General features: G+C 48.6%; 30 protein-coding genes and 1 tRNA gene. 10 read left to right on the top strand and 21 right to left on the bottom strand.

All coding sequences use genetic code 11. The annotated features are described in order from the left end of the window. From ACKRDP_RS08160 to secA, 8 genes are all read left to right on the top strand, one after another. A partial coding sequence (locus tag ACKRDP_RS08160; RefSeq protein WP_409154263.1) for a restriction endonuclease subunit S occupies positions 1 to 888 on the top strand: 888 nt, incomplete at its 5' end. Between the two features lie 3 nt (positions 889 to 891). After that, positions 892 to 3,768 carry a type I restriction endonuclease subunit R gene (locus tag ACKRDP_RS08155; protein WP_409154262.1) on the top strand — a complete coding sequence of 959 codons (2,877 nt, stop codon included), beginning with the start codon at positions 892 to 894 and terminating at the stop codon, positions 3,766 to 3,768. Further along, on the top strand, positions 3,765 to 4,034 hold the full coding sequence (locus ACKRDP_RS08150) for a M48 metallopeptidase family protein (RefSeq protein ID WP_409154261.1): 270 nt from the start codon (positions 3,765 to 3,767) through the stop codon (positions 4,032 to 4,034). Before ACKRDP_RS08155 ends, ACKRDP_RS08150 begins: the two co-directional genes overlap by 4 nt. Before the next feature lie 41 nt (positions 4,035 to 4,075). After that, the gene (gene atpD, locus ACKRDP_RS08145; protein ID WP_409154260.1) at positions 4,076 to 5,497 is read left to right on the top strand and encodes a F0F1 ATP synthase subunit beta; all 1,422 of its coding nucleotides are present in this window, start codon (positions 4,076 to 4,078) and stop codon (positions 5,495 to 5,497) included. Further along, on the top strand, positions 5,494 to 6,255 hold the full coding sequence (gene rph / locus ACKRDP_RS08140; protein WP_409154259.1) for a ribonuclease PH: 762 nt from the start codon (positions 5,494 to 5,496) through the stop codon (positions 6,253 to 6,255). Before atpD ends, rph begins: the two co-directional genes overlap by 4 nt. A 69-nt stretch (positions 6,256 to 6,324) precedes the next feature. Next, positions 6,325 to 6,537, top strand: a complete 213-nt coding sequence (locus tag ACKRDP_RS08135) for a FeoA family protein (protein ID WP_409154258.1) — start codon at positions 6,325 to 6,327, stop codon at positions 6,535 to 6,537. Further along, the gene (gene feoB, locus ACKRDP_RS08130) at positions 6,534 to 8,606 is read left to right on the top strand and encodes a ferrous iron transport protein B (protein ID WP_409154257.1); all 2,073 of its coding nucleotides are present in this window, start codon (positions 6,534 to 6,536) and stop codon (positions 8,604 to 8,606) included. The genes ACKRDP_RS08135 and feoB overlap by 4 nt, the downstream gene beginning before the upstream one ends. Positions 8,607 to 8,707: 101 nt before the next feature. Beyond that, positions 8,708 to 11,509 (top strand): preprotein translocase subunit SecA, encoded by a 2,802-nt coding sequence (gene secA, locus ACKRDP_RS08125; protein ID WP_409154256.1) that lies wholly within the window; start codon positions 8,708 to 8,710, stop codon positions 11,507 to 11,509. On the opposite strand, the gene ACKRDP_RS08120 is transcribed toward secA, so the two are convergent. Further along, the gene (locus ACKRDP_RS08120; protein ID WP_409154255.1) at positions 11,475 to 12,122 is read right to left on the bottom strand and encodes an L-threonylcarbamoyladenylate synthase; all 648 of its coding nucleotides are present in this window, start codon (positions 12,120 to 12,122) and stop codon (positions 11,475 to 11,477) included. The genes secA and ACKRDP_RS08120 overlap by 35 nt on opposite strands. After that, positions 12,119 to 13,177 carry a threonine synthase gene (gene thrC / locus ACKRDP_RS08115; protein ID WP_409154254.1) on the bottom strand — a complete coding sequence of 353 codons (1,059 nt, stop codon included), beginning with the start codon at positions 13,175 to 13,177 and terminating at the stop codon, positions 12,119 to 12,121. Before thrC ends, ACKRDP_RS08120 begins: the two co-directional genes overlap by 4 nt. A 35-nt stretch (positions 13,178 to 13,212) precedes the next feature. Between thrC and ACKRDP_RS08110 the strand changes: the two genes are divergently transcribed. Both ACKRDP_RS08110 and dcd read left to right on the top strand, forming a co-directional pair. Next, positions 13,213 to 13,295: transfer RNA gene (locus tag ACKRDP_RS08110), tRNA-Leu, on the top strand. Continuing rightward, positions 13,269 to 13,838, top strand: a complete 570-nt coding sequence (gene dcd, locus ACKRDP_RS08105; protein WP_409154253.1) for a dCTP deaminase — start codon at positions 13,269 to 13,271, stop codon at positions 13,836 to 13,838. The genes ACKRDP_RS08110 and dcd overlap by 27 nt, the downstream gene beginning before the upstream one ends. Here the strand turns inward: dcd and ACKRDP_RS08100 are convergent. From ACKRDP_RS08100 to ACKRDP_RS08010, 19 genes are all read right to left on the bottom strand, one after another. Beyond that, positions 13,829 to 14,206: a DUF2203 domain-containing protein gene (locus tag ACKRDP_RS08100; protein WP_409154252.1), complete on the bottom strand. Its 378-nt coding sequence runs from the start codon at positions 14,204 to 14,206 to the stop codon at positions 13,829 to 13,831. The genes dcd and ACKRDP_RS08100 overlap by 10 nt on opposite strands. Before the next feature lie 11 nt (positions 14,207 to 14,217). Then, positions 14,218 to 15,228 carry a LipS1 family lipoyl synthase gene (lipS1, locus tag ACKRDP_RS08095; protein ID WP_409154251.1) on the bottom strand — a complete coding sequence of 337 codons (1,011 nt, stop codon included), beginning with the start codon at positions 15,226 to 15,228 and terminating at the stop codon, positions 14,218 to 14,220. Next, a complete protein-coding gene (locus tag ACKRDP_RS08090) occupies positions 15,228 to 15,674 on the bottom strand; it encodes a glycine cleavage system protein H (protein ID WP_409154250.1) in 447 nt (148 codons plus the stop codon). Before ACKRDP_RS08090 ends, lipS1 begins: the two co-directional genes overlap by 1 nt. Before the next feature lie 24 nt (positions 15,675 to 15,698). Then, a complete protein-coding gene (locus tag ACKRDP_RS08085) occupies positions 15,699 to 16,088 on the bottom strand; it encodes a DsrE family protein (protein WP_409154249.1) in 390 nt (129 codons plus the stop codon). After that, positions 16,085 to 16,342: a thioredoxin family protein gene (locus ACKRDP_RS08080; RefSeq protein WP_409154267.1), complete on the bottom strand. Its 258-nt coding sequence runs from the start codon at positions 16,340 to 16,342 to the stop codon at positions 16,085 to 16,087. The genes ACKRDP_RS08085 and ACKRDP_RS08080 overlap by 4 nt, the downstream gene beginning before the upstream one ends. Next, positions 16,342 to 16,821: a glycine cleavage system protein H gene (locus ACKRDP_RS08075; RefSeq protein ID WP_409154248.1), complete on the bottom strand. Its 480-nt coding sequence runs from the start codon at positions 16,819 to 16,821 to the stop codon at positions 16,342 to 16,344. Before ACKRDP_RS08075 ends, ACKRDP_RS08080 begins: the two co-directional genes overlap by 1 nt. 9 nt (positions 16,822 to 16,830) lie before the next feature. Beyond that, complete coding sequence (locus tag ACKRDP_RS08070; protein ID WP_409154247.1) at positions 16,831 to 17,790, bottom strand: CoB--CoM heterodisulfide reductase iron-sulfur subunit B family protein; 960 nt, start codon at positions 17,788 to 17,790, stop codon at positions 16,831 to 16,833. An 11-nt stretch (positions 17,791 to 17,801) separates the two neighbouring features. Beyond that, entirely contained in the window at positions 17,802 to 18,560 is a 759-nt protein-coding gene (locus ACKRDP_RS08065; RefSeq protein ID WP_409154246.1) for a 4Fe-4S dicluster domain-containing protein, read from the bottom strand. A 2-nt stretch (positions 18,561 to 18,562) separates the two neighbouring features. Then, a complete protein-coding gene (locus tag ACKRDP_RS08060; protein WP_409154245.1) occupies positions 18,563 to 19,297 on the bottom strand; it encodes a hypothetical protein in 735 nt (244 codons plus the stop codon). Beyond that, on the bottom strand, positions 19,294 to 20,352 hold the full coding sequence (locus ACKRDP_RS08055; protein ID WP_409154244.1) for an FAD-dependent oxidoreductase: 1,059 nt from the start codon (positions 20,350 to 20,352) through the stop codon (positions 19,294 to 19,296). Before ACKRDP_RS08055 ends, ACKRDP_RS08060 begins: the two co-directional genes overlap by 4 nt. Positions 20,353 to 20,402: 50 nt before the next feature. Further along, complete coding sequence (locus ACKRDP_RS08050; protein WP_409154243.1) at positions 20,403 to 21,755, bottom strand: heterodisulfide reductase-related iron-sulfur binding cluster; 1,353 nt, start codon at positions 21,753 to 21,755, stop codon at positions 20,403 to 20,405. A 48-nt stretch (positions 21,756 to 21,803) separates the two neighbouring features. Then, a complete protein-coding gene (locus tag ACKRDP_RS08045) occupies positions 21,804 to 22,532 on the bottom strand; it encodes a 4Fe-4S dicluster domain-containing protein (RefSeq protein WP_409154242.1) in 729 nt (242 codons plus the stop codon). Positions 22,533 to 22,666: 134 nt separating this feature from the next. Next, complete coding sequence (locus ACKRDP_RS08040; RefSeq protein WP_173833677.1) at positions 22,667 to 23,083, bottom strand: DsrE family protein; 417 nt, start codon at positions 23,081 to 23,083, stop codon at positions 22,667 to 22,669. Between the two features lie 11 nt (positions 23,084 to 23,094). Further along, positions 23,095 to 23,628 (bottom strand): DsrE/DsrF/DrsH-like family protein, encoded by a 534-nt coding sequence (locus ACKRDP_RS08035; protein ID WP_409154241.1) that lies wholly within the window; start codon positions 23,626 to 23,628, stop codon positions 23,095 to 23,097. Positions 23,629 to 23,640: 12 nt separating this feature from the next. Further along, complete coding sequence (locus ACKRDP_RS08030) at positions 23,641 to 23,877, bottom strand: sulfurtransferase TusA family protein (RefSeq protein ID WP_173833675.1); 237 nt, start codon at positions 23,875 to 23,877, stop codon at positions 23,641 to 23,643. Between the two features lie 98 nt (positions 23,878 to 23,975). Next, entirely contained in the window at positions 23,976 to 24,260 is a 285-nt protein-coding gene (locus ACKRDP_RS08025; protein WP_409154240.1) for a P-II family nitrogen regulator, read from the bottom strand. Positions 24,261 to 24,273: 13 nt separating this feature from the next. Beyond that, entirely contained in the window at positions 24,274 to 25,245 is a 972-nt protein-coding gene (locus tag ACKRDP_RS08020) for a sodium-dependent bicarbonate transport family permease (RefSeq protein WP_409154239.1), read from the bottom strand. Between the two features lie 18 nt (positions 25,246 to 25,263). Beyond that, entirely contained in the window at positions 25,264 to 26,142 is an 879-nt protein-coding gene (locus ACKRDP_RS08015; protein ID WP_409154238.1) for a CobW family GTP-binding protein, read from the bottom strand. Between the two features lies 1 nt (position 26,143). Beyond that, positions 26,144 to 26,440, bottom strand: a complete 297-nt coding sequence (locus ACKRDP_RS08010) for a hypothetical protein (RefSeq protein WP_409154237.1) — start codon at positions 26,438 to 26,440, stop codon at positions 26,144 to 26,146. Positions 26,441 to 26,450 lie beyond the last annotated feature (10 nt).

Genomic DNA, 26,450 nt, shown 5'->3' with positions numbered 1-26,450 from the left:
ATGGAAGGGACAACAGGAAGAAGAAGGCTGTCTAAAAATGTCCTTTACAATCTTCTTTTCCCCCTCCCCCCTCTTGAAGAGCAGAAAGCCATAGCGGATGTTTTGAGGGCTGTTCAGGAGGTGATTGAAAAAACTGAGAAGGTCATTCGGGCTACCAAAGAGCTTAAAAAGTCTATGATGAAACAGCTTTTTACTTATGGAGTTTATAAGGATACATCTGGAAACTGGAAAATCGGAAATCCTGAAACGGTAGAAGTTAAAGAAACTGAAATAGGTTTAATTCCTAAGCACTGGGAGGTGGTGAGGTTGGAAAAAGTCCTATTTGAAATTGACAAACGAGTATATCAATTAAATCAAACAAACTCTTCTGACTTGCCTGTCTTATCTTTAACTAAGAATGATGGATTAATTCTACAATCTCAGAGATTTGAAAAACGTGTTGCTACTGAAGATACAAGCAAATACAAGGTAGTTCATAAAAATCATATTGTGTATAACCCTTATGTTATTTGGGAAGGTGCAATTCATATACTTGAGAAATTTGATATAGGAATAGTTAGTCCAGTTTATGTGGTTCTTCAGGTGATTGATAATATGGCTATTCCTGAGTATGTTGATGCTTGGCTTAGAACAGCAACAGCTCTTATGCTTTATAGTAGGCTTGCCTCTGGCACAGTAAATCGGCGTCGTGCAATAAAGAAACGAGACTTTTTACAAATAGCTTTCCCACTTCCCCCTCTTGAAGAGCAAAAACAAATAGCCCAAATACTTCAAGCCATAGACCAGAAGATAGAAAAGGAAGAAAACTACAAGAAAGCCCTTAAGAACCTCTTTAAGTCCCTCCTTCACAGCCTTATGAACGGTAAAATAAGAGTCAGGAGGGTCTGAGAGTTGAGGTATTTCACTGAAAGGCGGGAGGTGCAGGAGGCTATAATTTCTGTTCTTTCACAGCCCACAGCCTCCTATTCTGCTTCCTGCTGGAGGTATCTGACACAAGAAGAGGTGAATAGACTGAGGAGAAACACATCAAACATAGTGCTGAGGGATGTTTTCTTTCAGAAGGTAAAGGAGCTGAACCCTTTCCTCTCTCAGAGGGAACTGGAGGAGCTTCTAAAACGTATAGAAAGCCTGAAGCCAAACATACAGGGCAACATGGAAATGTGGGAACACCTGAAGGGTATAAGGAGCATATATGTGGAAAAGGAAAGGAGGGAGAGGAACATAAGGCTTATAGATACGGAAAACTGGCAGAATAATGTTTTTCATTACACGGATGAGTTTGAATTCAGCAATGGCATAAGGAAGATAAGGCAGGACCTTGTTTTTTTCATAAATGGCATTCCTCTGGTCTTTATTGAAGCTAAAGCACCCCACAGGGAGGATGCCATTGAGTCCGCTCTGGCTCAGGTAAGGCGATACCATGAGGAGGCTTCTGAGCTTCTGGCGGTTGAGCAGGTTTTTGGCATAACTCATGCCATAAGGTTTTTATACGGTGCCACATGGAACACAAGCTCCAAGTCTCTGTATAACTTCAGAGAAGAAATAAAGGGTGGTTTTGAGGAGCTGATAAGGGCTTTCTTTGGCTGTGAGAGGGTAGTAAGGCTTTTGAGCGATTATGTGCTTTTTGTCAGAAAGGATGACAGGCTTGAAAAGGTTCTTCTCAGACCTCATCAGATAAGGGCTGTGGAAAAGTCCATACAGAGGGCAAAGGACCCAGACAAACATAAAGGTCTCATATGGCACACGCAAGGCTCTGGAAAGACCTACACCATGTTAGCTATTGCCAAAAGGCTCATAGAAGACCCTGTTTTTGAAAACCCGACCGTTCTGATGCTTGTGGACAGAAACGAGCTGGAGCAACAGCTCTTTTCAAACATAAAGGCGGTGGGTCTGGAGCGTGTGGAGATAGCGGAGAGCAAAAGATATCTTCAGGAGCTTTTAAGACAGGACAGAAGGGGCATTATTGTCTCTACTATCCACAAGTTTGAGGGCATGCCTGAGAATATAAATACGAGGCATAACATTATAGTACTTGTGGATGAGGCACACAGGACTATGGGCGGAAAGCTGGGCAACTATCTGATGGGAGCCCTGCCCAATGCCACATACTTAGGCTTTACTGGCACACCCATAGGAAAAACCTCAAGTGGGAAAAGCACCTTTCATATCTTTGGCATAGATGACCCAGAGGGCTACCTTGACAAATACAGCATAGCCCAGTCCATAGAGGATGGCACAACCCTCAGGCTCTACTACAACCTTGCACCCAACGAGCTAAAGGTGGATAGAGAAACCTTAGAGAAGGAGTTTCTTGAGCTAAAAGATGCAGAGGGTATAAGCGACCCTTGGGAGCTGGACACAGTCCTTGAAAAGGCTGTTCATCTAAAAAACATGCTGAAGAGCCAAGAAAGAATAAGCAGAGTAGCTGAGTATGTGGCAAGGCACTACAGGGAGTATGTGGAGCCTTTAGGATACAAGGCTTTTCTTGTGGCGGTGGATAGAGAAGCCTGTGCCTTATACAAGGAAGAGCTGGACAAACATCTTCCACCTGAATACTCAAGGGTGGTCTTCAGCCCACACAAAAATGACCCACCCATTATGCAGAGGTTTCATCTGAGCGAGGAGGAGGAAAAGAGGGTGAGGGAGGACTTCAAAGACCCTGAGAAGATGCCGAAGATACTCATCGTGACCAATAAGCTCCTTACGGGCTTTGACGCTCCTGTGCTTTACTGCCTTTATCTTGACAAGCCCATGAGGGACCATATGCTGCTTCAGACCATAGCAAGGGTAAACAGACCCTACGAGGACAAGGAGGGCAGGAAAAAGCCAGCAGGTCTGATAATAGACTTTGTGGGCATATTTGAAAACCTTGAAAAGGCTTTAGCCTTTGACTCTGTAGAAATTGAAGGTGTTGCCACAGACTTAGAGCTTTTAAAGGAAAGGTTTAAGGAGCTTATGGAAAAGGCTCAGAAGGAATACCTGCAGGAGCTTTCAAGCCTTCCTGCATACAGGAGGGTGGATTATGTCCTTGAAAAGTTCCATGAGGAAGCAAGGAGGGAAGAGTTTTATAAGTTCTGCAGAGAGGTCTTTGACCTGTATGACCTTCTTTCACCCGATGCCTTCCTCAGACCTTATCTTGACCACCTTGAAAACTTAAGAAGGGTCTATGCCATAGTAAGGCAAGCCTACGAGCCATCTTATAACATAAGCAGAGATTTCAGCAAAAAAGTGGAGGAGCTGGTAAGAAAACACACAAAGCAGAGCATGATAGGTGAAAGCCTTGAGGTCTATGAGATAAATGAAGGACTTTTAAAAAGGCTTGAAGCGGAAACCGCAGACCATGAAAAGGTCTTCAACCTTGCAAGAACCATAGAGGAGTTTGTAAGGAGAGAAAAAGACAAAAACCCTCTGTTTGTTTCCATAGGTGAAAGGGCTCAGCAGGTGGTGGAAGACTTCAAAAGAAGGCAGATAAAAGCTCAGGAAGCCCTGAGGGAGCTAAGGAAACTGATTGAAGAAACCCTGAAGATACAGACGCAGATAAAAGAAAGCCAGCTGGACATGGAGACCTTTGCTATAGCCTATAAGCTCAAAGAGTCTGGAAAACCCCCTGAGGAGGCTGAAACTCTGGCAAAAGAAATAAGAAAACTTCTTGACGGCTATCCTTACTGGAAGCAGGACGAAGGACAGGAAAGAGAGTTAAAAAGGCACACGCTCAGGCTTTTAAAGGACATGGGGCTTGTGGAAGATATTCTGAAGGTTTTGAGATGAGCAGGGAAGAGTTTCTTGAGCTTTTATACCTCTGGGCGGAAAGGCTAAAGGTGAGGGACAGAATAAGGTCGGTGCATTTCAGAAAGATGAAGAGGAAGCTGGCAAGCTGTTCCTCAAGGGGAAGGCTCACCTTTGATGTGTCTCTTTTGGAAGAAGACAGGGAAAAGGTTTCCTATGTGATAGTGCATGAGCTTCTCCACCTGAGGTATCCAGACCACGGCAAGCTTTTCAAGCATATGCTGAAGGCATACCTCAAAAGCCTATAAGAATAATGCTATAATATTTTCAAACCCTCAAGGAGGCTGTTATGAAAGGAAGAATAGTGCAGGTGATAGGTGCGGTCATTGACGTGGAGTTTTCTGAAAAGAACCTTCCACCCGTCAGGCACGGTCTAAAGACAAGGAGGAAGTTCATAGACGACAGGGGAAACTGGGCGGAAGAGGAGCTCTTCCTTGAAGTGGCTCAGCACATAGGAGAGAGCAGGGTCAGATGCGTGGCAATGGGTGCCACCGATGGACTGGTGAGGGGTCAGGAGGTGGAATACTTGGGCGGACCCATAAAGGTGCCTGTTGGCAGGCCAACCCTTGGAAGGATATTCAATGTGGTAGGTCAGCCCATAGATGAAGCAGGACCCGTAAATGCAGAAGAGTTCTGGCCCATGTTCAGAGAACCTCCACCCCTGGAAGAGCAGTCCACAAAGGTGGAGATACTTGAGACGGGTATAAAGGTGGTTGACCTCCTTGAGCCCTATGTGAAGGGTGGAAAGGTGGGGCTCTTTGGTGGTGCTGGAGTGGGCAAGACAGTGCTGATGCAGGAGCTCATACACAACATAGCCAAGTTCCACAAGGGATTCTCAGTGGTCATAGGCGTGGGAGAGAGAACCAGAGAAGGAAACGACCTCTGGCACGAGATGAAGGAATCTGGGGTCCTTCCCTACACGGTCATGGTCTACGGGCAGATGAACGAGCCTCCCGGCGTGCGATTCAGGGTGGCACAGACGGGCATTACCATGGCTGAATACTTCAGGGATGTGGAGGGTCAGGACGTTCTTGTCTTTATAGACAACATATTCAGGTTCGTGCAGGCAGGCTCTGAAGTCTCCACGCTCCTTGGAAGACTTCCCTCTGCAGTGGGATACCAGCCCACCCTCAACACGGACGTGGGTGAGGTGCAGGAGAGGATAACCTCCACAAAGAAGGGGTCTCTTACCTCCATACAGGCAGTATACGTGCCCGCAGACGACATAACGGACCCTGCACCCTATTCGGTCTTTGCTCACCTTGATGCCACCACAGTGCTTGCAAGAAGGCTTGCAGAGCTGGGTATATACCCGGCAGTTGACCCTCTTGAGTCCACCTCCAAGTATCTGGCACCGGAGTTCGTGGGAGAAGAGCACTACAGAGTGGCATCGGAGGTCAAGAGAATACTGCAGAGATACAAGGAGCTTCAGGAAATAATAGCCATACTGGGTATGGAAGAGCTCTCAGAAGAGGACAAGGCAATCGTCAACAGGGCAAGGAGGATTCAGAGGTTTCTGGCACAGCCCTTCCACGTGGCAGAGCAGTTCACCGGCATGCCCGGCAAATACGTAAAGCTGGAGGACAACATAAGGAGCTTCAAAGAGATTCTCACGGGCAACTACGACCATCTTCCTGAAATGGCCTTTTACATGGTGGGCACCATAGAAGAGGCTGTGGAGAAAGCCAGAGCTCTGGGAGCAAAGGTTTGAGGTCTGACGGAAGAAAGCCCGGGGAGCTAAGACCTGTAAGGATAATAAGGGATTACCTCAAGCATCCCGAGGGCTCTGTGCTTGTGGAGTTCGGAAACACAAAGGTTATATGCACCGTCTCTCTGCAAGATAGCGTCCCCCCCTTTTTAAAGGGTAAAGGTCAGGGCTGGATAACTGCAGAATACTCCATGCTTCCCAGGTCAACCCAGACAAGAAACATACGCGAATCGGTTCAGGGAAGAATCGGAGGCAGAACGCACGAAATACAGAGGATGATAGGAAGAGCTATGCGAACCGCCCTTGACCTCACAAAGGTAGGAGAGAGGACTTTCTGGATTGACTGCGATGTAATACAGGCGGACGGAGGAACGAGAACTGCTTCCATAACAGGCGCCTTTGTGGCCCTGGTGGACGCAGTCATAAGGCTCTACGAGGAGGGAAGCATAAGCTCAACTCCTATAAAGGACTTTGTGGCTGCGGTGAGTGTTGGCATAGTAAAGGGCCAGATACTTCTTGACCTTAACTTTGAGGAGGATTCAGAGGCAGAAGTAGACATGAACCTTGTGGCCACAGGCTCTGGCAGAATATCAGAGATACAGGCTCTTGGTGAAGAGCACTCTTTCACAAGGGAAGAATTTGACAGGATGCTCACTCTCGGTCTTGCAGGAGTGGAACAACTGGTGGAGCTCCAGAAGGCCTTCTTTGATGTGCAGGGAGGATTATTCAGAAGAAAGAACATAAAAGAGGCAAGGCTTTAGTTCCTTTTTCTTGACAAAAGAATTTTGGGATTGTATATTAATTTCCAGATTTTTTTCAGGAGGTGTGGTATGAACCTGGAAGAGGTCAAGCCAGGGCAGGAAGTGGTAATACTTGGTCTCAGCGGTAAGGAAGAGGTCCTGGAAAAGGTGAAAGCCATGGGCCTCAGGAAGGGCAGAAGGATATCCCTTCTGCAGAAAACTGGAAGAAACCTTCTTCTAAAGGTGGACAACTCAAGAATAGTCATAAGTAGAGACCTGGCAAAGGGTATAGAAGTTCAATGAAAAGCATAAGGGTGGCCCTTGCGGGCAATCCCAACGTAGGAAAGACGAGCATTCTTAACCATCTTGCAGGCACAAGCCTCAAGGTGGGCAACTGGCCAGGGGTAACCGTTGAAAAAAGAGAGGGAAAGGTAAGGTTCTGGGATTACGAGATAAGCCTTGTGGACCTTCCCGGCATATACACCCTTGAGCCCATCTCAGAGGACGAATGGGTGGCATACAATTACATAAGACAGGAAAAACCAGACCTGATACTCAATATCATAGAAACCCCCAACATGGAAAGAGACCTGCTCCTGACGGTAGAGCTCCTTGAGCATGAAATTCCCCTTATCATCGTCCTCAACATGACAGACGAAGCCCAGAAACTGGGCATAGAGGTAAATGACCGGTGGCTCTCTGAACTGCTCGGGGTGAGAGTTCTCAGAACCAACGGAAGGACTGGTGAGGGCGTAAAAGCTCTGCTTCCCAACATAGTGGAGGTTTTCAGCTTAAAGGAGAGACCAAAAGTCATAAGATACAGCAAAGAGCTGGAGGAGTTCCTCCAGAAAGTCAGAGAAAGGGAAGACGAAACAAAGGCAGAGCTAATAAGGAAACTCCTCCAGAGAGAAGACTTTAAGGAGCTAAGGGAAAGTATAAAAAGGGCCCTGGGAAAAGAAGTTCATGACCTGATAAAGGATGAAAGGTATGCAATGGCCCATGGGCTCTACAGAGAAGTGATTGAAAAAAAGCTCCTTACCGCAAGGGACATAACAGACTCTCTGGATAAGGTGCTCTTGCATCCAGTTTTTGGTATCCCCATCTTCCTCCTGCTTATGTTTCTTCTCTTTAAGGTTTCCTTTGATTTTTCTGCGCCCTTCATGGACTGGGTGGATGGCTTTGTAAATGGTTTTGTTGCCCCTCTGGTCTCTGCGGGCATGGCAGCCCTTGGGGTAAGCGAATGGCTTCAGAAACTCTTTTCTGAAGCGGTGGTGGGTGGAGTGGGCTTCGTTCTTACCTTTGTTCCCCTCATTGCCGTCATATACTTCCTGCTGGCGCTGATGGAGTTTTCTGGATACCTTCCCAGAGTTGCCTTTCTTATGGACAGGTTCATGCACAGGCTGGGGCTTCATGGGAAAAGCCTTGTCCCCCTTCTTCTGGGCTTTGGTTGTAATGTGCCTGCCATAGTTGCCACCAAGGCACTTGAGACAAAAAGGGACAAACTGCTGGTAATAGCCATGATACCCTTCATGAGCTGTCCAGCAAGGCTTGTGGTCTTCTCCTTTTTTGCAGTGCTCTTTTTCAAGAACCCGGCCACTGTTATATTTTTCCTCTACCTTCTTGGTGTTCTGGTTGCTCTTATAACCGCCTTCCTGCTGAGAAAGACCTTCTTTAAAGGGAGCCTATACCATTTTGTCATGGAGCTGCCGCCTTACAGACTTCCCACTTTCAGGCTTCTATTCAGGATTGTGTGGGTCTATGTGAGGGATTTTCTCTACAGAGCCGGCACTCTCATATTTGCGGCGTCAGTTTTTATATGGCTTCTCCTCAACCTTCCCCCAGGTGTTAAAAACCCCTCCGAAAGCCTTGCTGCGCAGGCAGGCAAAACCATAGCACCCCTCTTCAAACCACTGGGCCTTGAGGACTGGAGGATTGCCACCTCCCTGATACCTGCCTTTCTCGCCAGAGAGATAGTGCTCAGTTCCATGGGCACCATATATTCTGCAGAGGCGGAGAAGGAAGAGAAGGAGTTTATCCTCTCGGAGGCTCTGAAAGAGCAGACTATCGGGCTTGGAAATGCCTTCAGGGATGCAGTTCTTAATGTGTTCAAACCTGTGCCAAAAGCCTTTGAGGTAGAGGAGGAAGGAACGGACAGTCTGAGGGCTCTAATAGCAAAAAGCCTATCTCCCGCATCCGCCCTTGCTTTCATGGTTTTCCTGCTTCTTTATACCTCATGCCTCGGCACAGTTGCTGTCATGTGGAGGGAAGCCGGAAAGGGGTTTGCCCTTCTCTTTCTCCTTTACAGCCTCATAGCTGGCTGGTTTTTTGGCTTCCTCGCATACAGACTGGGGGGCATGCTGTGGAGTATCTGACGGTCCTTCTGATTACTGCCCTTCTCTCATATCTCTGGTGGAGAAGGTGGAGGAAAAACAGAGGCTGCTGCCAATGACCTTGCGGTTATAATTTTAATGCTATGATAGAATGGCTTGTGAAAAAACTTCTGGGCACAAAGAGCGAGCGCGAGGTAAAGAGGTTAAAGAAGGTCGTTCAGAGGATAAGACACAGAGAAGAAGAGCTGGATGAGCTTTCGAACAGGGAGCTCAGGCTTATGGCCCATGAACTTCGCCAGAGAATTCTGCAGGATGAAGACATAAAGCAAAAGATAATGGAGGGGAAAATAACAGAAGAGGTAGAGCTTGCCTTTGCCCTTGTGAGAGAAGCAGGAAAGAGGACTCTGGGTCTGAGGTTCTTTGATGTGCAGCTGATAGGTGGTCTTGTGCTTCATGAGGGTAAGATTGCAGAGATGAAAACCGGTGAGGGCAAGACCCTTGTGGCTACCTCTGCAGTTGCAGCAAATGCCATGACAGAAGAGGGTGTGCACGTGGTTACTGTCAACGACTACCTGGCCAGAAGGGATGCCCAGTGGATGGGGCCCATCTATCTCTTTCTCGGCCTTGATGTGGGTGTTATAAACTCCGATTATAGCTCCTACAGAGTCCAGTGGGCAGACCCAGAGCTTGCAGACAGGGCAGTGGAAGAAGACTGGAGGGTGTGGCCAAAGGGCTACTTTGAGGAAACTCTGCCCTCAGAGCTTATAAGTGTTCAGGCAAAGAAGGCCTTCTACACCAAGCTGGTGCCCTGCACCAGAAGGGAGGCTTACCAGTGCAGCATAACCTACGGCACCAACAACGAGTTTGGCTTTGACTACCTGAGGGACAACATGGCCTTCTCAGCAGAAGAAATAGTTCAGGTAAGAGGTCACAACTTTGCCATAGTGGACGAGGTGGACTCCATACTCATAGATGAGGCAAGGACGCCCCTTATAATATCTGGTCCTGCGGAGATGGACACTTCCGTCTATTACAGGGCGGATGAGGTGGTGAGAAAACTGGTAAAGGATGAAGACTTCACGGTAGATGAAAAGAACAGAACCGTGCAGCTTACAGAGCAGGGCATAAGGAAGGTGGAGGAGCTTCTTGGAATAGAAAACCTCTACGACATAAGGCATATAGACCTTCTTCATGCGGTAAATCAGGCTCTCAGGGCTCACAGCCTTTTCAAGAAGGACGTGCACTACATAGTGAGGGATGGCGAGATTCTTATAGTGGATGAGTTCACCGGAAGGGTGCTTCCGGGCAGGCGCTGGAGTGATGGTCTACATCAGGCAATAGAGGTAAAGGAAGGCGTTCCCATACAGAAAGAAAACCAGACACTTGCCAGCATAACCTTCCAGAACTACTTCAAGCTCTACAGGAAGCTCTCAGGTATGACAGGCACCGCAGAAACAGAGGCACTGGAGTTTAAAGAAATATACGGTCTTGAGGTGGTGGTTGTCCCAACCCACAGACCCATGAGGAGAAAGGACCATCCCGATATGGTTTTCAAGACAAAGGGAGAAAAATGGCAGGCTGTGGTGGATTTAATCAAGGAAGAGCATGCAAAGGGCAGACCAATACTGGTAGGAACCGTCTCCATAGAAGATTCTGAACATCTCTCAAGGCTTTTACAAAAAGAAAAGATTCCTCACAATGTGCTAAATGCCAAACAGCATGAGAGGGAGGCAGAGATAATCGCTCAGGCGGGAAGACTGGGCGCAGTTACCATCTCCACCAATATGGCAGGAAGGGGAACGGACATACTTCTTGGCGGAAACCCTGAATATCTTGCAAAAGAGATGCTAAGGGCGAAGGGCAAGGCTATAGAGGAGGCAACAGAGGAAGAGTGGAAGGAAGCACTGGAAAAGGCATACAGGATAACGGAGGAGGAGAAGAAAAGGGTGGTGGAGCTGGGAGGTTTGCTTGTCATAGGCACGGAAAGGCACGAATCAAGGCGTATAGACAACCAGCTCAGGGGAAGGGCTGGAAGACAGGGGGACCCAGGAGAGTCCCGCTTTGTGCTTTCCCTTGAAGATGACCTCATGAGGATATTTGGCGGAGACCGGGTTAAAAAGCTTATGGAGCTTCTAAAAATTCCTGAGGGAGAGCCCATAGAGAGCGGTATGGTAACAAAAGCAATACAGAACGCCCAGAAGAGAGTGGAAGCCCAGAACTTCCAGATTAGAAAGAGACTTCTTGAGTATGACCTGGTTATGAACACCCAGAGGCTTACGGTATATTCCATAAGGAGAGACCTTCTTGAATCTAGGGGCCTGGAGGAATACCTTCAGGAGTTTGTTCAGGACCTTGTAGCCCAGAAGGTGGAAGAACTCATAAAAGAGGAAGAGCCAGAGCTCTGGGAACTGGAGCCCCTCAGAGACTACCTGAGAGAGCTCACCGGAAGAGAGGTGGAAGTGCCTCCAGCAAGAGACAGGGAAGACCTCGTAAACCAGCTTTCCCAGAGAGTTCTTGAGATTATATTCGGAAGAAAGCAAGAGCTGGGTGAAGATATCTTCAGAGAGCTTGCAAAAATCGTCATGCTCTCCAACCTTGACCATCTCTGGAGGGAGCACCTGCATACCATGGACAGGCTCAGAGAGAGCATATACCTGAGGGGCTACGCCTCGAAGGACCCACTGGTGGAATACAAGAAGGAAGCCTTCTACCTTTTTGAGGATATGCTCTCAAGGTTCAGAGAGAGGACCCTCTCAGACATAATGCACATGCAGGTCAGAACACAGGAAGAAGTGGAAGAAGAGCTCAAAAAAGAGGAACAGGAAAGGGAAAAGCTTCTGAGCATGGCAGTTTTTAGTGGAGCCGAAGGCAAGTCTGACCAGAGCCAGAAAGGTCCAAAGAGAAAAACTCTCAAGGAGCGTCTTCAGGCAAGGAGGAAGAGATAGTCTTCAGCCTTCTGTAGGCTTCAAGTATTTGCATGAAGGGTATGTTTCCTTCTCTCACACATCTGAGACCCCCTGGATGCAGGAACCTGACAATGGTAGAAGGTTTCCCCTCTATCTTTCCACCGTCCACATACAGGTCCACCTTATCACCAAAGTAATCCATAGCTTCCTCAACCCTTACCGCCGGCCTCATACCCTCGGGGTTGGCGCTCGGAGCTACAAGAGCCTGGTCTATTAAGGAGAACAGACCAGAGACATAACTGTTTGGCCTGGGTAATCTTACCGCAAGACTCTTTCTCCCTCTTGTCAGATAGAGGGGTATGGAGTTTTTCTTGTAAAAGAGAAAGGTGGCGTTAAACTCCTTCATAAGACGCAGGTGTATCCTTCCATGCCTGAGCTTGAGGTAATCAAGCCAGCAAGTATCGGGTATTAGAAGGAGGAAAGGTCTTCCAGAGGGTCTTCTGAAGGAATAGAGCCTCTCCACCGCCTTCCTGTTCAGAGCAACCGCCAGCAGACCGTATATGGTATCCGTGGGAAAGCATACTATACCACCACCTGCGAGGACTTCAGCGGTTTCTGAGAAAGCTTCCTGGTTCAGTGGCAACACCCTCATACCTGTATGAACTCCGCAACCCTTTCCAAATCTGGCGGAAGGGTTACCGGCTGTTCGCAGACCTTTATGGCAGTGTCGGGGTCTTTGAGACCGTTTCCCGTAAGGGTGCAGACCACCACCTCACCACCCCTGAAAAATCCCTCTCTTGTAAGCTTTATAAGCCCTGCAACAGAGGCGGCAGAAGCAGGCTCGCAGAATATGCCCTCCCTCGAGGCCGTCAGCTTGTAGGCATGAAGTATTTCCTCATCACTGACCGCATCTATCAATCCGCCAGATTCACGAACCGCCTGAAGGGCTGGTTGCCAGCTGTAAGGGTTTCCTATCCTTATGGCGGTTGCTATGGTCTGTGGGTTCTTTATGGGGTAGCCCTTTACTATGGGCGCAGAGCCTTCCGCCTGCCAGCCCATCATCCTTGGCAGCTCCGTAATCTTCCCTGCTTTGTGGTATTCCTTATATCCTTTCCAGTAGGCGGTTATGTTGCCCGCATTTCCCACAGGGATGAAGTGATAGTCCGGAGCCCTGCCAAGGGCATCGCACACTTCAAAGGCTCCCGTTTTCTGCCCCTCTATCCTGAAGGGATTTACAGAGTTGACGATTTCCACTGGCAATAGCTCCCCTATTTTTCTTACTATATAGAGGGCATCGTCAAAGTTTCCCTGAATGGCTATAACCCTCGCACCATATATAACGGCCTGAGAGAGTTTTCCAAGGGCAACTGCACCCTTAGGAAGTAATACAAAGGCTTTCAGACCTGCCTTTGCAGCGTAGGCAGCTGCTGAAGCTGAGGTGTTGCCCGTTGAGGCGCATATAACAGCTCTTTTCCCGGCCTCCACAGCCTTTGAGATGGCAACGGTCATCCCCCTGTCCTTGAAAGAACCCGTGGGATTTAGGCCCTCATACTTTAGGAATATCTCCCCCCTGAAGCCAATAGCTTTTGCAAGGTTTTCTGCATGAATTAACGGAGTATTTCCCTCGCACAGTGTTATCACGGGCGTGCTTTCACCTACGGGCAGGAACTCCCTGTATCTGTGTATTATGCCTCGCCAGTAGCTCATAACTCTGAGGGAAATATTATAATTTAATACCTGCAGGGGGTGTGGCGGAACTGGCAGACGCAGCGGACTTAAAATCCGCCGGCCCAAAGCCGTGAGGGTTCGAGTCCCTCCACCCCCACACAGGACCATGATACTGAGCGACAAAAGCATAAAGGAGCTCATAAGAGAAGGCAGGTTAATGGTAGAGCCCTACAGGGAGGAGAACGTGCAGGCATCCTCTGTGGACCTTACTCTGGGTGGGGAGGTACTTTTCTACAGGTCAGAATGCATAGACCTCAGGAGCCCACACATACCCGTGGAAAAGCTGAGCATTCCTGAAGAGGGCTTTCTCATACCCCCAAAGGCTTTTCTGCTCGCCACCACAGAAGAATACATTAAACTTCCCGAGGACATAACTGCCTTCGTGGAGGGCAGGTCTTCTCTTGGCAGGCTTGGGCTCTTTATAGAGAATGCAGGCTGGGTGGACGCAGGTTTTGAAGGACAGATAACCCTTGAGCTATACAACGCCAACAACTGTCCCATACGCATATACAGGGGCGTTCGTATATGCCAGATTGTGCTTGCGAGGCTAGACCAGAGAGCAGAGAAACCTTACAGGGGCAAGTATCAGGGGCAGAAGGGTGCTACCCCTTCAAGGGTTTATATGGATTTTTATTCATAAAGCTGGTCAATGGGCTTCCTGCCCGCAAAGCCTTCATCTAGCTCGTGCCAGAACATGAGGGTATCCTCATCCTCCTTCCAGCAGAGCCATATGTAGCGGTTCTGATGAAAAGACAGAAAGTCCACCAGTATGGGGTCCACACCCTTTATAACGCCACCCAGAGCCTCTATCTTCTGGAAGAGCCGTCTTATGTCCATGTCAAGGTCATTTATATGGCTCTGCAAGTAGAGCTTTTCAAGCTCATCCCCTTCTTCTTCAAGTTTTGCCACACAGGAATAGAGCTCTTCCCTCTTTAAGTTTATTTCCTCAACTATGGGCTTTATGACCGCTATAAGGTCTCTTGCAGTATCAATGTCAAAGACTTTCATGGCTGATAAATTTAGTGCAAAAACACAGTAGAGCAACAGTTTGGTGATACCACCGGGTTCAATCCCAGACTCTTTGCGTATGTGAAAATACCTTCCGCCGGAAAGGTTATGCCATTCACTCCCGCATGAAGGGCGTATAGGTCAAGCCTTACCCTTTCCTGACCTGCAGGCCTTGCACATCCCACTACCACAGGTCTTTTTGGAAGAGCTTTTCTTGCATGAAGCAGAACTTTTGCACTCTCCTCAGGCTTTGGTGGAGGAAGAAGCTGGAAGCGAGCCTTCCCGTAGTAGGGCATAACAACCACGATAACAAGGGCTGATGGGTCAAACTGGGCAATCATGTCTATGGCTCTGTATTCACCCCTTATCTGTCCGTAGTGTAGCCCTATTATCACATGAGGAACTATGTTGTGGCCTGCTTCCTTAAGAAGCCTGAGGGACTCCTCATAATCTTTTGTGCTCTTGTGGGGCAGTTTGTAGACCTCTGCTATGGTCTGGTCGTCTCCTATTATATCAAGGAGGACCGCATCCACCTGAGCCTCTCTCAGTCCCTCTGCAAGCTCTCTGTCAACTAAACCCACATGACAGCTCACAAACATACCCAGCTCTTCCCTTATCCTCTTCATAGTATTTAAAAAAGGATAGAGCTCCACCACACCATCCCTGTTAGAACCTCCGGATATGAGAAGTCCATCGACTCCTTTATCCTTGAGCTCGTTTGCCACTTTCCAGAGCTCCTCAGGGCTTGTGGCAGGTATCATGTGCCAGAGTATCTTTGAGGCACAGTGGTCACACATGAGCTCGCAGTTTTTGCCAGTTATGGATATGTCCACAAACTTTGGACCAGTCTTTATAGAAAAGTCTTCCACCTCGTAGTGCTTAAAACCGGGGCTGTGAAAGTGTATATCTCTGCCAAAATTTTTCAACCTTAGCTCAAAGCCCTCAGAGAGCTCCTCAAGGAGGCTTGTGTCAAGCTCTACATCTTCAAGGGAGGGGTGGGTCGCTCCACCCCTGAAGTTCATTATCCGCACTTTATACCCTTCTCGTTGATAACCTTTGTAAGGGCATCCACAGCGGCCTGGCCTTTCAGAAGGCTGTTGACCTCTTCAGGGTTTGTGGGCTTTATTTTTGCTATCCATCCAGCACCATAAGGGTCGTCATTGGCAAGTGCGGGGTTGCCCTTGAGGGCCTCATTTACTTCCACCACCTCTCCCGTGAGGGGAGTAGGCACTGGTCCAACCCATTTACCACTCTCAATGGTTGCGATGCTCTTGCGTCTTTCTATGACCTTTCCAGCCTTCTTGGGCGTATAGGCCACAAGCCTTCCTGCCATGGCCGCTGCCACGGAGGTCAGACCCACCGTGTAAGTGCCATCCCCGTTGTCCTTTGCCCAGGTGAAGGCGTTTGCCTCCGGGTCCACGTCATAGAGAAGGTCCTCAGGTATGTTGCAGCCGTTGACTGTTGCCATGCTTTACCCTCCTTTATAGAAATTTTAAAAGGTTAGCACCTTATCAGCTTCCATTGCCCTGAGGGCAAACTCGCTGGCTGGAAATACCCCATCCAGCTCCGGTATAAGGTCCTCGGGCTTGTAGCCCAGTGAGTCTATCGCCTGCTTGCAGGAGTAGAACTTAACCCCCGCCTGCTTGGCATCCTTCATAAAGTCATAAACACTTTTTAGCTTTTTACCGTTTGGAGAAAGGCAGTTGGGTTCGGCCGGAAGTATCCTCTCTGCAACACCCTTCTTGAGAAGCCTTGTGCCGTCCATGTTGAAAAACACCTCCACCTCCGCCTCGTTGGCGGCCATGAGGGCTGCAATATAAAATGGTGATGCACATCTCCAGGGAGTTCTCGGACCGCTTGTCATGAGAATTATTACCTTCATGCCTCCACAGCCCTCCTGGCTTCAGCCTCCTCAGGGACACCCACAAAGGCAAGCTTACCATCTATTATGGTGGAGGGGACAGCTCTTACTATGAGCTTTTTTGCCCACATTCTGCCCTCCGGCTGTGCCACATCAAGCACCTCGTATTTAAAGCCATACTCTGCCTGAAGCTTCCTCCAGAGGGCATCTGCATCGGGGCACGTGGCACACCACTGTGAAACAAGCAGGATAACATGCTTATCTCTCGCTGCCATCATGTGCACCTCATACAGATTATATCCCATTCATCAATGTATTTTCTCATTTCTTCTATGGCATCTCTGCCATAGAGGAGGTCTTTTATGTCCCTATGAAGGTCAAGTGGTTTCATCTTCACAATCCAGCCTTCCCCATAAGGGTCGTAATTTATTATATCGGGCTGCTCCAGCACCTTTTCGTTTCTCTCCACCACCTCGCCCTCAACAAGGGCGTTTATAGGACCCGCCCATTTGCCACTTTCAAGGGATGCCACAGGCTTCCCTTTCTGCACCACCTTACCCACATTCTTTATACGGGCGTGCAGGAGCCTTCCAGCCCTGACCTGACCAACATCCGTAAGGCCCATGGTAACAGTTCCATCTTCGTTCACCTTCAACCAGGTCTGTGTCTCTATCTCGTAATAAAGGTCAAGGGGAACAACACACCCATTGTATTCCCATTCTCTTTCGCTTTCCAACCCCTGCACCACGCCCATGCTCTACTCCTATGCAAGTCCGAGCTTTTTGAGAACAGGGATAGGGTCTGAAAGGTTGTCCTTAAGCTTTACATCACCCACACTGTAGCCAAAGGCAAGCCCGAGGAGCTGCGTAAAGTATGCGGCAGGCACATCCACATCCGGCACACCCTTCATCATGAGCCTGTGGCGATACATCTCAAGTGATGCATGACATAGAGGACATTCTGTGGCTATTATGTCCGCACCGTTGCGTTTTGCGGTCTGTAGTATCATCATCACGAACTTCTCTGAGACCAATTCATCAGAGAGGGAGTGAGGTCCTCCACAGCACTGCGTGTGCATGGGCTCAAACTCTACGCTTGTGGCACCTGCGGCTTCGAGAAGGGCATTCATGTAATATGGATGTTCGTCGTCATCTGCCGTCTCCCTTTTCCTTGGTCTTGCCTCCTCATCCTGACCGCCTGCGTGGGCATAGGTTCTTGCGTAGAAGTGAGGCCTTGTGTAGAGACATCCGTAGTAGTTGGCAACCTTAAGGCCCCTGAGGGGCTTTCTTGTCCTCTCCTTCACCTTCTGTGGCCCCGCTTCGTGGTAGAACCACTCCAGTATGTGGTAGGTCTGGGGTATCTGGTCAAGGGGGTCCACACCACCCTCTCTCAGAAGGGCATTGACCCTGTCATAGACAGCTCTATCCGTTTCAAGAAAGTATTCTGCCCTCTGAAGGGAAAAGGAGCATCCGTTGCAGGGAGCCACTATTACATTGTGGCCCTGTCTTCTTGCAAGAGACATGTTTCTGGCATTCAGGAGCATGGTGCCCATAAAGGTCACGTTCTTGGACTCCATGGCACCACAGCAGTTGTAGTCTTCAAGGTAGTCAAGCTCAAGGCCGAGCTCCTTTGCCACTATTCTTGTAGATACATCATAAGACCTTGCTGCACCTTCAAGGGAACAGCCAGGATAGTATGCAACTCTTTTACCTATCACACCCATGTTAAACCTCCTTAGTGTAATGCACCTTCTTCCTGCATCACTTTGCGCAGGACCTGCTTGAACTTGCTCCAGTTCTTTGTTCTTGGATGGAAGAGCATGTGCTTGGCGTTCAGGACCAGGAAGCCTATGTTCATGGATTTGAGGGGCTTTACAGTTAACTGCTTTAGCCACTCTGGAGTTTCACCTATGAAGGGTATGGGCTTTTTGAGTATGGGGTCTTTGAAAACCCTGTATCCCTGCTTTTCTATCCATCCAAAGAGCAACTCTCCATCCTCTATCCTTCCATATTCAAGAACGGACTCGGTGAAGAACTTGTCAAACTTCTTGGAGGGATATTCCTCCACAAGCCCCTTCTTCGCCATCGCTCTGAGTATTGCCTTGAGCACCTCCTCAACGAGCACACCCTTTGGACATCTGTGCGTGCATTTGTGGCAGGAGACACACCTCCACATAACATCCGCACGCTTCTGAAGCTCATCTATCATACCCAGCCTTGCAAGGTATATGAAGTGTCTTGGATTGTATCTCTCATCCCAGTAGTTGTGGACGGGGCAAGAGGCAGTGCAGTAGGAGCACTGGTAGCACTGGGTTATGGTTTTGCCATCGGGAGAATTCATAACATCCTTGGCAAAGTCAAGGTCATAATCGTTTATCACCCTGGGGAGGATTATCAGGTTCCAGTCCCCAGAGACATCAACGCCGTCAATAACAAGCCTTTCTTTCCTCAAAATTCTCTCCGGCTCTACAAGGCTACGCTCGTGTATTGCCATGGTTATACCTCCAGAAGGTCTTCATTTCTTATAACACCAAGCAGTCTTCTTGCCATAACCCCGGCAGGGGGGAAGAAGCCCTTGGCACTGTGCATGGTGGACAGGGTCATGTAGTCCACATAGGTGGCGTATATCATGGCAAGGAATATGTCCACAAAGAGATACCCCTTTACCTTTATACCAAAGTCCAGAAGCTTTTCCTGAACCTGCTTGTATATGAGCTCAAACTCCTCGTAAGTTTCCCCATACATGCTCCTCTTTGGGGGCTCTTCCTTTAGAAAGACCACCGCACCACTCTCGCTCTCTGGGTCCCATATCCAGCTTGTCCACAGCACATACTGCTCAGGAAAGGTAAAGTGAAGTATCTCACTGGCTATATCCCTTGCAGACTTCCTGTCCACACCCCTTATCTCTTTTACAAACTTCTCCACCCTCTCTTCCCAGCTCTGAGCCTTTCCGTAGAGGAGGTCGCTTATGGCTCTTTTGAGCCTGTCAATGCCCGTTTCTTGGATTATCTTCTGCCTTTTTCTTCTTGCGGGGAATATCTTTTCCAGAATTAGGTCAATGTCCTCCTCTGTAAGGGATGGGAGCCTCTCCTTGCTGAAAGCCTGCTGGAAGAGGAGGGATTTGGCGAGGAGGTCCTTGTAAAATTCCTGAACGAAGTCCTCGCCTTCTCCCAGTATCTTTATCAGGTAGTCCCTGACAAGAAAGTCATCAAGAATGACAGGCTTCTTCATACCATCACCTTTGCACCCAGGAATGCTGCCGCCTCCGCAGCTGCTGCCTCACCTTCGGAGAAGGAAGACTCTATGTCTATGGGACCCTTACAGGCACCTGCTATGAAAATGCCTGGCTTGTTGGATATGATGTTGGAGCCAGACTCTTCAGAGGGTATGAGGAACTGGCTATCAGGGTCCTGGGCAAGCCCCAGAATCTTGGCGACCTTCTTGGTTCCGGGGGATGGCTCCATTCCAAGCACAAGCACCACAAGGTCCATGGGAACCTCTGCAGGTCTCTGAACTATGGTGTCCTCATGCTTTACCCTGAGCCTTCCGTCTGCAGGGCTGTATGTGATTTCCGCAATCCTTCCCCTCACATACCTGACACCAAACTGCTCCTGAGGAGCCCAGTAGAAGGGGTATTCCCATGTGCCGTAGGTTCTCACGTCCATGTAATAACAGAAAACGTCCACATCAGGGTAGTGCTCCCTTATTTCCATACCCTGAAGACCAGACAGTGCACAACCATACCTGCAGCAGTGAACGTTGGTCACACCCAGCTGTCTGTCCCTTGAGCCCACACAGAAAACAAAAGCAACCCTTCTTGGAAGCTGTCCGTTGGAGGGTCTGTAGAGCTTGCCTTCCTGAGAGAACATCCTTTCAAGCTCAAGGTTCGTTATAACATCTGGATACAGCCCGTAGCCGAGCTCACCTTTCCTTCTTGGGTCAAAGTGCTCAAAGCCGGTGGCAACCACTATGGCACCCACCTCATGCTTTTCTCCGTTGGAGAGGGTCACCCTGTATTCTCCGGGCTCGCCTTCGCAGGCGGTCAGCTCCGTGTTGAGAAGAACCTTCACATTGGGGTTTTGCTCCACATCCTTTATGTAAGGACCTATCACCTGGGAGGGTTTTAGCTTTCTGGGGATTAAGGTGTGGTAGTGGTTTTTGATAGGATTCCCACCCAGCTGACTGTCCTTTTCCACCAAGATAGTGGATACTCCGAGCCTTCCCAGAGTTCTGGCCGCCGCGAGTCCTGCAGGACCACCTCCAACTACCAGCACGCTCTTAGCCATGTTAAACCTCCTTTAGTTGTTCTTATGGGGGCAGAGCCCCCAGAGAAAGCTTAGGACTTGAAAAGTGGCATGTTTGCAGTTGCAGAAGCCTTTGGCTTACCTGTGGAAGTCCTGCTGTAAGGCTCATAAAGGTCGTATTCCTTGAAGAATTCCATGAGCTCGTCGTATTTACCGGCCTTTTCCAGGTCTGCTATGTATTTGACGGTGTCTTCCCACTCTTTCCTGAGCTCTCTCCAGTTGGTTATTCCCATTTTCTCAAGGAGTCTCTCGTAATCGGAGCAGTTCCAGTATAGCTGGACTATCTTGAAGGGATGTGCACCGCAGGCGAGGGCTGCAAACATAACGTCAGACATGACTGCCACAGGGTGATACATGCCATGGGCCTTTCCTATCCACTGGTTCTTCTCAAAGGTGGTGGTGCAACCCGTGTCATGGGTCACTATGAGGTCTGCCTTTATCTCCTCTGCGATAACTTTGAGCTTCCTCTGTATGGCAAAGGACCTGGTAAACTCCCTCTCGGTCAGTATGTGCCTGAAGCCAAAGCCACAGCAGTCATACCATGTGGAATAGTCCACCACCTGCGCACCAAGGGCTTTGACAACCGCCGCAGATGCTGCAGGCCTCTGTCCGTTGTAAACCTCCGGGTCATAGGGGTAGTCGTCAGCAATCATCTTGTAGGTGTGGCAGGCGTTGTGGATGGCAACCCTTACGTTGGAAACATCTATGCCCTTTGGCTTACCCTCCTTCTGGTAGAGGTCTGCAATCTTGTATCTCATGGCGTGAACCCATTCGGAGTAGTGGACCACCTCCTGGGGTATAACTATTCTCCCATCCTCTGTGAGCCTTCCGAGCTTTTTCAGGATTGGCTTTACGGCGTCTCTGAGCTCCTTGTTCATTATAAGCTGTTCTCTCGTTTCCTTGTATGAACCAAAAGAGGTTCCGCAATGAATGAGGGGATAGTATCCGGTCTTCCATGCCTGGTGCATATTTCTGAGCCATACCGCCGCAAGGGCAACAGGGTTGGAAGTGCCAGAGCCGTGATAGTTCCATGCGGTGCATGAGGTCTGGTGAGGTTCATTCAGGTAGTCAAGTCCGAACTTGTTCATGAACCAAAAAACAGAGGCAGGATATCCGGGTATGTTTCCGCACTGACCACAGGACTTGTGATGCCAGAGCTTATTGGTAGGGATGGTTTTTATCCTTCCTGTCCTTGTGAAGACCTCTATGGGCTGGTGCTCTTCGGTTATCCTGTGTATGAGTATTTCGCCCTTTGCCTCAAGCTCTTCCATCATCTCAAAGATGTGGTCGTAGTGGGCGCTGTATTCTTTGAGTGGGAAGGGGGGCTGTTCTGGATATCTCAGAAGACCTCCCGGGCTGTTATGTCCAAAGCCATGTTTTGCCATGATTACACCTCCTTAGGTTTTTTCGGGGCATCAACCCCTTTGATTAGCTTACTCTTCTTCCTCATAAAGCTCCTCATACCTTTCCTCGTTTTCCTCCACAATGTCCATTATGACGTTGTAGAGGTTGGGGTCGAGCTTTTCCAGCATTTCAAATATACCCGTCTCTCTCCATATGGTATACATCTCCACTGCCGTCTCAAGGGATACTTCCCATGCGGTCTTTACAGACTTACCCACATCAAAGGGTATGGCAAGCCTTTTGGCTCTGAGGTTTTCCATGTTGTCTGCCATCTTTGGACCCCAGTCGGGGAAGAAGTCGGGCTGGAGCATGTCTGCAGAGAGCTGGTTTCCTGTGGTCATGACTTTGAGAAGCACCCTTCCGTAGGGCTTGAGGAGGTCTTTGGTTGCCTCAAAAGCGTTACGCACCGCCACTTCTCTCATTATTGCTACAAGACCACCTGGGTTGTTCACAAAGGGGCACCTTATCCAGCAGGTAAAGCACTGAGAGCATGCCCAGATGTATTCGTGCATCATATCATACAGGACTTCCACATCCTCTTCCAGAAACCTCTGCACTATTTCTCTGGGAGAGTAATCAAAGAACCTGTTGGAAGGACAGGATGCGGTGCATACGCCACAGTTAAGACAGCCAAAGATGTATTCCTTAAAACGAAAGTCAGACTTTACCTCCTCCACTATACGGACCTTTTCCTCCCAAGGCACTGCCTTGGTTTTCTCCGATATGGGGAGGTTATATCCATAAATATGTCCATCCATGGTAAACCTCCTTAAGGTTTCTTCCTTCTATAAAGGTATTATGCACATGATAAAAGTCAATTAAATTTTGCTTATGTATATATAAGGATAAACTTATGAGTGCATACTCAAAAAAGGGGGAGGTGGAAACAGAATTAAAGGGTGAGAACTGCATACTCGCCGCTCATGAGCTTGTCAAGAAAGGCTGCACCACCTATTATGCCATCGCAGAGTTCCGGGTTCACATCTTCTTTTTTGTATATTTCCGTCAGGTCAAGGGATGGCACGCAAAGGTATATCTTCACACCAGCATCCTTTGCCATCTTTATGAAGTCATAGATGGTCTGTTCCACCCCTGGACGAACCTTTACCTTTTTGGCATTGTCTCTCATAAGCAGAAAGCCAGCTTCTGAGGTTATAACCATCTCAACCTCGTAGTCCATGGTGGTGGCGGCGGTGGCAAGGAAGAAGGGAGCACCCGCCTGTGGGTTTATAAGCTCGCCGGTGGTCGGCTCTGCCCTTTCAAAGAAGGGCACCGTCAGGATGTAGAAGAGCACTTTCTCGTATGCCATATCTATCCTCCTTAGACGAAGATTATCATGGGCTTGTCTGCCTCAAGCACGTAGTTCATGAAGGTGGCAGCGCCTGCGGGTGGCTCAAGACCTTCTATGAGGTCTTCATATTTATATCCAAAAAGCTCCATGGTCATCTGACAGGGTATGAGCTTTACCTCCGCTTCCTTGCAGACCTCTACAAGCTCAGGTATGTCCGCCACACCGTGCTCTTTTATGGTCTTTTTCATCATAAAACTCATGAGGTCTGTCATTCCAGGAATTACGCCCATAATCTGAGGAGGTCCTGGAAATATGGAAGATATGGCATTTGTTACGGGGTTCTGCATGGAGGGAGGGAAAGCCATTGGCATGGCGGGGTTCCCTATGGGTGCAATCTTGAGTTCGTGCATCTTCTTCCTGTGTATGATGTTTAGACCGTAAAAGGTAAAGAATATTGCCGTCTCTATGCCAAGGGAGGCTGCGGTTGAGGCAAGGATAAGGGGTGGGTATGCCATGTCGAGGGTGCCCTTTGTGGCTATTATGGCAAGTCTTTCTGTAACCATATGTTTCCCTCCTTATTTCTTCTTGAGGTAGAAGATTATCTTTCCTCCCTCTTCCACCGTTTCAAGAAGCTGATGTCCCGTTCTGTTGCAGAAGGCTGGTATGTCAGCCTTTGCCCCCGGGTCTGTGGTTATAACTTCAAGTATCTGTCCAGATTGAAGCTCCTCAATAGCCTTTTTTGTTTTGAGAACTGGAAGAGGACAGTTAAGACCAGATGCGTCAAGGGTCTTATCTGGTGTTATGGTTGCCATTTTAAACACCTCCTGTGTAAGATTATCCTCATATTATAAGTCTCGCATAGAGTGTATGCCATTAGTAATTATGATAAAGATTATAAGTTTTCCTTATATCAGTGCGTGAGCCAGAGCACATCAGATATGAGGCATGCTCCTCCAACCTTTTTCAGTAGCGGTCTCAGACTCTCCGCTATCTTCTGTGCCACCTCTTCGGAGCATACTGTAAACACATAGCTGTTTTTGAACACGTCTGTAAGCTCATCGCCTGCCATTATACCCCTTTCTCCCTTTCCCAGGGCATCCTTTATAACCGTATAACCGGAAACTCCTGCCTTCTCCAGCACATCAAGCACCCTGCTAAGGTATATGCTGTCAATCACCACCTCAACCTTTTTCATAGGCTTCATCTTCTTACCCCCATAGATGGTTTATTAGAAAGTAATATAGTGGTATGCCTACTGCTATGTTAAAGGGGAAAGTTATGGCAAGGGACATGGTAACATAAAGGCTGGGGTTTGCCTCGGGCACCGATAGCCTCATGGCGGCGGGAACTGCTATGTAAGAAGCACTTGCACACAGGATGGAAAACATAAAGGCATCCCCCTTTGCCAGACCAAAGGTTTTCGCAAGAAATATTCCCACAAGGGCGTTGAACACAGGAAGAAGCACACCAAAGGCTATGAGGAAAAGCCCAACTTTTCTAATCTCACCAATCCTGCGACCGGCCACTATACCCATATCAAGCAAGAAAAAGGCAAGCATGCCCTTAAACAGGACTCCAAACAGCGGATCCATGGCTTTCCAGCCCTTTTCACCTGTGAGAAAGCCTATAAGAAGGGTTCCCATGAGTATGTAGACAGAGGGGTTGAGAAAGGCTTCTCTCAGAACCTCACCCCAGTTTACCCCCGTGTTGCTGTTTCTTCTGGCAAAGAGAGTAAGAAGCACAAGTCCTATGACTATGGCGGGGGACTCCATAAGGGTCATGGCGGCCACCATGTAGCCACCATAGCTCTGCCCGAGGCTGTTTAGAAAAGAACCAGCGGTAATGAAGGTAACCGCACTTATGGAGCCGTAAGTGGCCGCTATGGCAACGGCGTTGTAAACATCAAGCCTTAGCCTGAGAATGAAAAAGGCGTATACGGGCACTGCAACCGCCATGAACATGGCAAGCAGGAGCACTTTGAGCACTTCAAAGGTTATGCCGCTCTTGGAAAGTTCGTAGCCACCATGAAGACCTATTGCTATAAGAAGATAAAGGGAAAAGAGCTTTGGTAGAGGCTGTGGCACTTCAAGCTCTGTCCTGAGGAGGATGGCACCAAGCCCGAGGAGGAACATGAGAACAGGCGGATTGAGTATGTTCTGCAAAAGCAGTTCAAAACCCATCTTTTACCCTCCAGAAAATTAGTTTTCTATAAGCACCAGAAAGGAGGGCCCGTCGTAGCCTTTGACTTCTATCGGGTTATCTATGTATCCAAAGGAATAGTTTACCGCAACGGGGAAAGGATAGTGCTTTAGCCTAACTATTCCCTTTGCCCTTATTATGTTCTCAGGCAGGCTTTTTAATCTCTTTTCAAGCTCTTCGTAATCCACGGGTTCAATCAGGTTTATAACTCTATGGTGGTGACTGTGCCCATGTTCTGTGGCTATGTTCTTGAGCTCAGGAATCGTATATGCACCTGAGAATACTTCCTCAGGAAGCCTGCCGTATACTGCTCTATAGAGTCTCACCCTTGTGTAGAAGGGTTCTCCCGTAAAAGAGTTAACCGGTCTGTAAAGCCTCCAGATATCCAGCACTTCCCTTTCTATCTCCAATACTCTTTTTTCTTCCACCAGGTCTGTTTTGTTCAGCACTATCACGTTTGAACCGCCTATCTGATACCTTGCAGTGCTATCTTCCCTGTACTTTTCAAAGCTCCAGCAGTCTACAAGGCAAATAACTCCATCCACGCTGCAACCCAGTGCCTGAAGGCTCAGGATTATGGGAAAGGGCACCGCCCCACCAGAGGTCTCCACCAAAAGCAGCTGGGGGTCATACTTTTCTCTTATTTCCTTAATTGCCTTCTCAAACTCAGAATGAAGGGAACAGCATATGCAGCCCTCTGGAAGCTCAAGCACCTCAGAGTATGCATTTTTGAGGACCTTACCGTCCACACCCACCTCACCCAGTTCGTTAACTATGACCGCCACCCTTTTTCCCTGAAAATGCTCCCTCGCTGAATTGACAAGAAGGGTAGTCTTACCACTTCCAAGAAATCCGGTTATTACAAAGGCAGGGAGCATTTTACTCTCCGCCGTATTCCACAGAGTCTATCTCCTCCATGAACTGCTGTATCTGAAAGGTAACAAGACCTGCAAGGTCTTTTACATCCTTCTCCCAATACATGGGGTCAATGTCTATCTCCTTTTCATACACATCGTGCCCCTCTACCACATACTTCACCCTGAGGTAGGGATAGCTCTTGACCTCACAGCCCTGGTCCACTTCATTGGGAAAGCACAGCTCAATGTCAAGGTCGGGGTTTGCCATACTCTTCTTAACTTCTTCCGCAAGAAGGTTAAACTTGTCCTCTAAGTTCATACTCCACCTC

This window comes from Pampinifervens navoyensis, assembly GCF_046159715.1.
Taxonomy (GTDB): domain Bacteria; phylum Aquificota; class Aquificia; order Aquificales; family Aquificaceae; genus Pampinifervens.
The sequence above is the reverse complement of the archived record's forward strand: the minus strand, read 5'-3'. Positions and strand labels throughout refer to the sequence as shown.

What these genes read in the sequence shown, in the direction of transcription:
- ACKRDP_RS08120 (WP_409154255.1), bottom strand. Translation starts at nt 12,122, where the DNA reads ATGAGGGTGTTGCCACTGAACCAGGAAGCTTTCTCAGAAACCGCTGAA.
- ACKRDP_RS08055 (WP_409154244.1), bottom strand. Translation starts at nt 20,352, where the DNA reads ATGGCTAAGAGCGTGCTGGTAGTTGGAGGTGGTCCTGCAGGACTCGCG.
- ACKRDP_RS08015 (WP_409154238.1), bottom strand. Translation starts at nt 26,142, where the DNA reads ATGCTCCCTGCCTTTGTAATAACCGGATTTCTTGGAAGTGGTAAGACT.
- ACKRDP_RS08085 (WP_409154249.1), bottom strand. Translation starts at nt 16,088, where the DNA reads ATGAAGGTAATAATTCTCATGACAAGCGGTCCGAGAACTCCCTGGAGA.
- ACKRDP_RS08050 (WP_409154243.1), bottom strand. Translation starts at nt 21,755, where the DNA reads ATGGCAAAACATGGCTTTGGACATAACAGCCCGGGAGGTCTTCTGAGA.
- ACKRDP_RS08070 (WP_409154247.1), bottom strand. Translation starts at nt 17,790, where the DNA reads ATGGGTGTGATAGGTAAAAGAGTTGCATACTATCCTGGCTGTTCCCTT.
- feoB (WP_409154257.1), top strand. Translation starts at nt 6,534, where the DNA reads ATGAAAAGCATAAGGGTGGCCCTTGCGGGCAATCCCAACGTAGGAAAG.
- ACKRDP_RS08035 (WP_409154241.1), bottom strand. Translation starts at nt 23,628, where the DNA reads ATGGTTACAGAAAGACTTGCCATAATAGCCACAAAGGGCACCCTCGAC.
- lipS1 (WP_409154251.1), bottom strand. Translation starts at nt 15,228, where the DNA reads ATGAACTTCAGGGGTGGAGCGACCCACCCCTCCCTTGAAGATGTAGAG.
- secA (WP_409154256.1), top strand. Translation starts at nt 8,708, where the DNA reads ATGATAGAATGGCTTGTGAAAAAACTTCTGGGCACAAAGAGCGAGCGC.
- ACKRDP_RS08010 (WP_409154237.1), bottom strand. Translation starts at nt 26,440, where the DNA reads ATGAACTTAGAGGACAAGTTTAACCTTCTTGCGGAAGAAGTTAAGAAG.
- ACKRDP_RS08065 (WP_409154246.1), bottom strand. Translation starts at nt 18,560, where the DNA reads ATGGCAATACACGAGCGTAGCCTTGTAGAGCCGGAGAGAATTTTGAGG.
- ACKRDP_RS08060 (WP_409154245.1), bottom strand. Translation starts at nt 19,297, where the DNA reads ATGAAGAAGCCTGTCATTCTTGATGACTTTCTTGTCAGGGACTACCTG.
- ACKRDP_RS08090 (WP_409154250.1), bottom strand. Translation starts at nt 15,674, where the DNA reads ATGGCAACAGTCAACGGCTGCAACATACCTGAGGACCTTCTCTATGAC.
- ACKRDP_RS08135 (WP_409154258.1), top strand. Translation starts at nt 6,325, where the DNA reads ATGAACCTGGAAGAGGTCAAGCCAGGGCAGGAAGTGGTAATACTTGGT.
- ACKRDP_RS08020 (WP_409154239.1), bottom strand. Translation starts at nt 25,245, where the DNA reads ATGGGTTTTGAACTGCTTTTGCAGAACATACTCAATCCGCCTGTTCTC.
- atpD (WP_409154260.1), top strand. Translation starts at nt 4,076, where the DNA reads ATGAAAGGAAGAATAGTGCAGGTGATAGGTGCGGTCATTGACGTGGAG.
- ACKRDP_RS08040 (WP_173833677.1), bottom strand. Translation starts at nt 23,083, where the DNA reads ATGGCATACGAGAAAGTGCTCTTCTACATCCTGACGGTGCCCTTCTTT.
- ACKRDP_RS08075 (WP_409154248.1), bottom strand. Translation starts at nt 16,821, where the DNA reads ATGGGCGTGGTGCAGGGGTTGGAAAGCGAAAGAGAATGGGAATACAAT.
- ACKRDP_RS08025 (WP_409154240.1), bottom strand. Translation starts at nt 24,260, where the DNA reads ATGAAAAAGGTTGAGGTGGTGATTGACAGCATATACCTTAGCAGGGTG.
- thrC (WP_409154254.1), bottom strand. Translation starts at nt 13,177, where the DNA reads ATGAGCTACTGGCGAGGCATAATACACAGATACAGGGAGTTCCTGCCC.
- ACKRDP_RS08080 (WP_409154267.1), bottom strand. Translation starts at nt 16,342, where the DNA reads ATGGCAGCGAGAGATAAGCATGTTATCCTGCTTGTTTCACAGTGGTGT.
- ACKRDP_RS08045 (WP_409154242.1), bottom strand. Translation starts at nt 22,532, where the DNA reads ATGGATGGACATATTTATGGATATAACCTCCCCATATCGGAGAAAACC.
- ACKRDP_RS08150 (WP_409154261.1), top strand. Translation starts at nt 3,765, where the DNA reads ATGAGCAGGGAAGAGTTTCTTGAGCTTTTATACCTCTGGGCGGAAAGG.
- ACKRDP_RS08100 (WP_409154252.1), bottom strand. Translation starts at nt 14,206, where the DNA reads ATGAAAGTCTTTGACATTGATACTGCAAGAGACCTTATAGCGGTCATA.
- ACKRDP_RS08030 (WP_173833675.1), bottom strand. Translation starts at nt 23,877, where the DNA reads ATGGCAACCATAACACCAGATAAGACCCTTGACGCATCTGGTCTTAAC.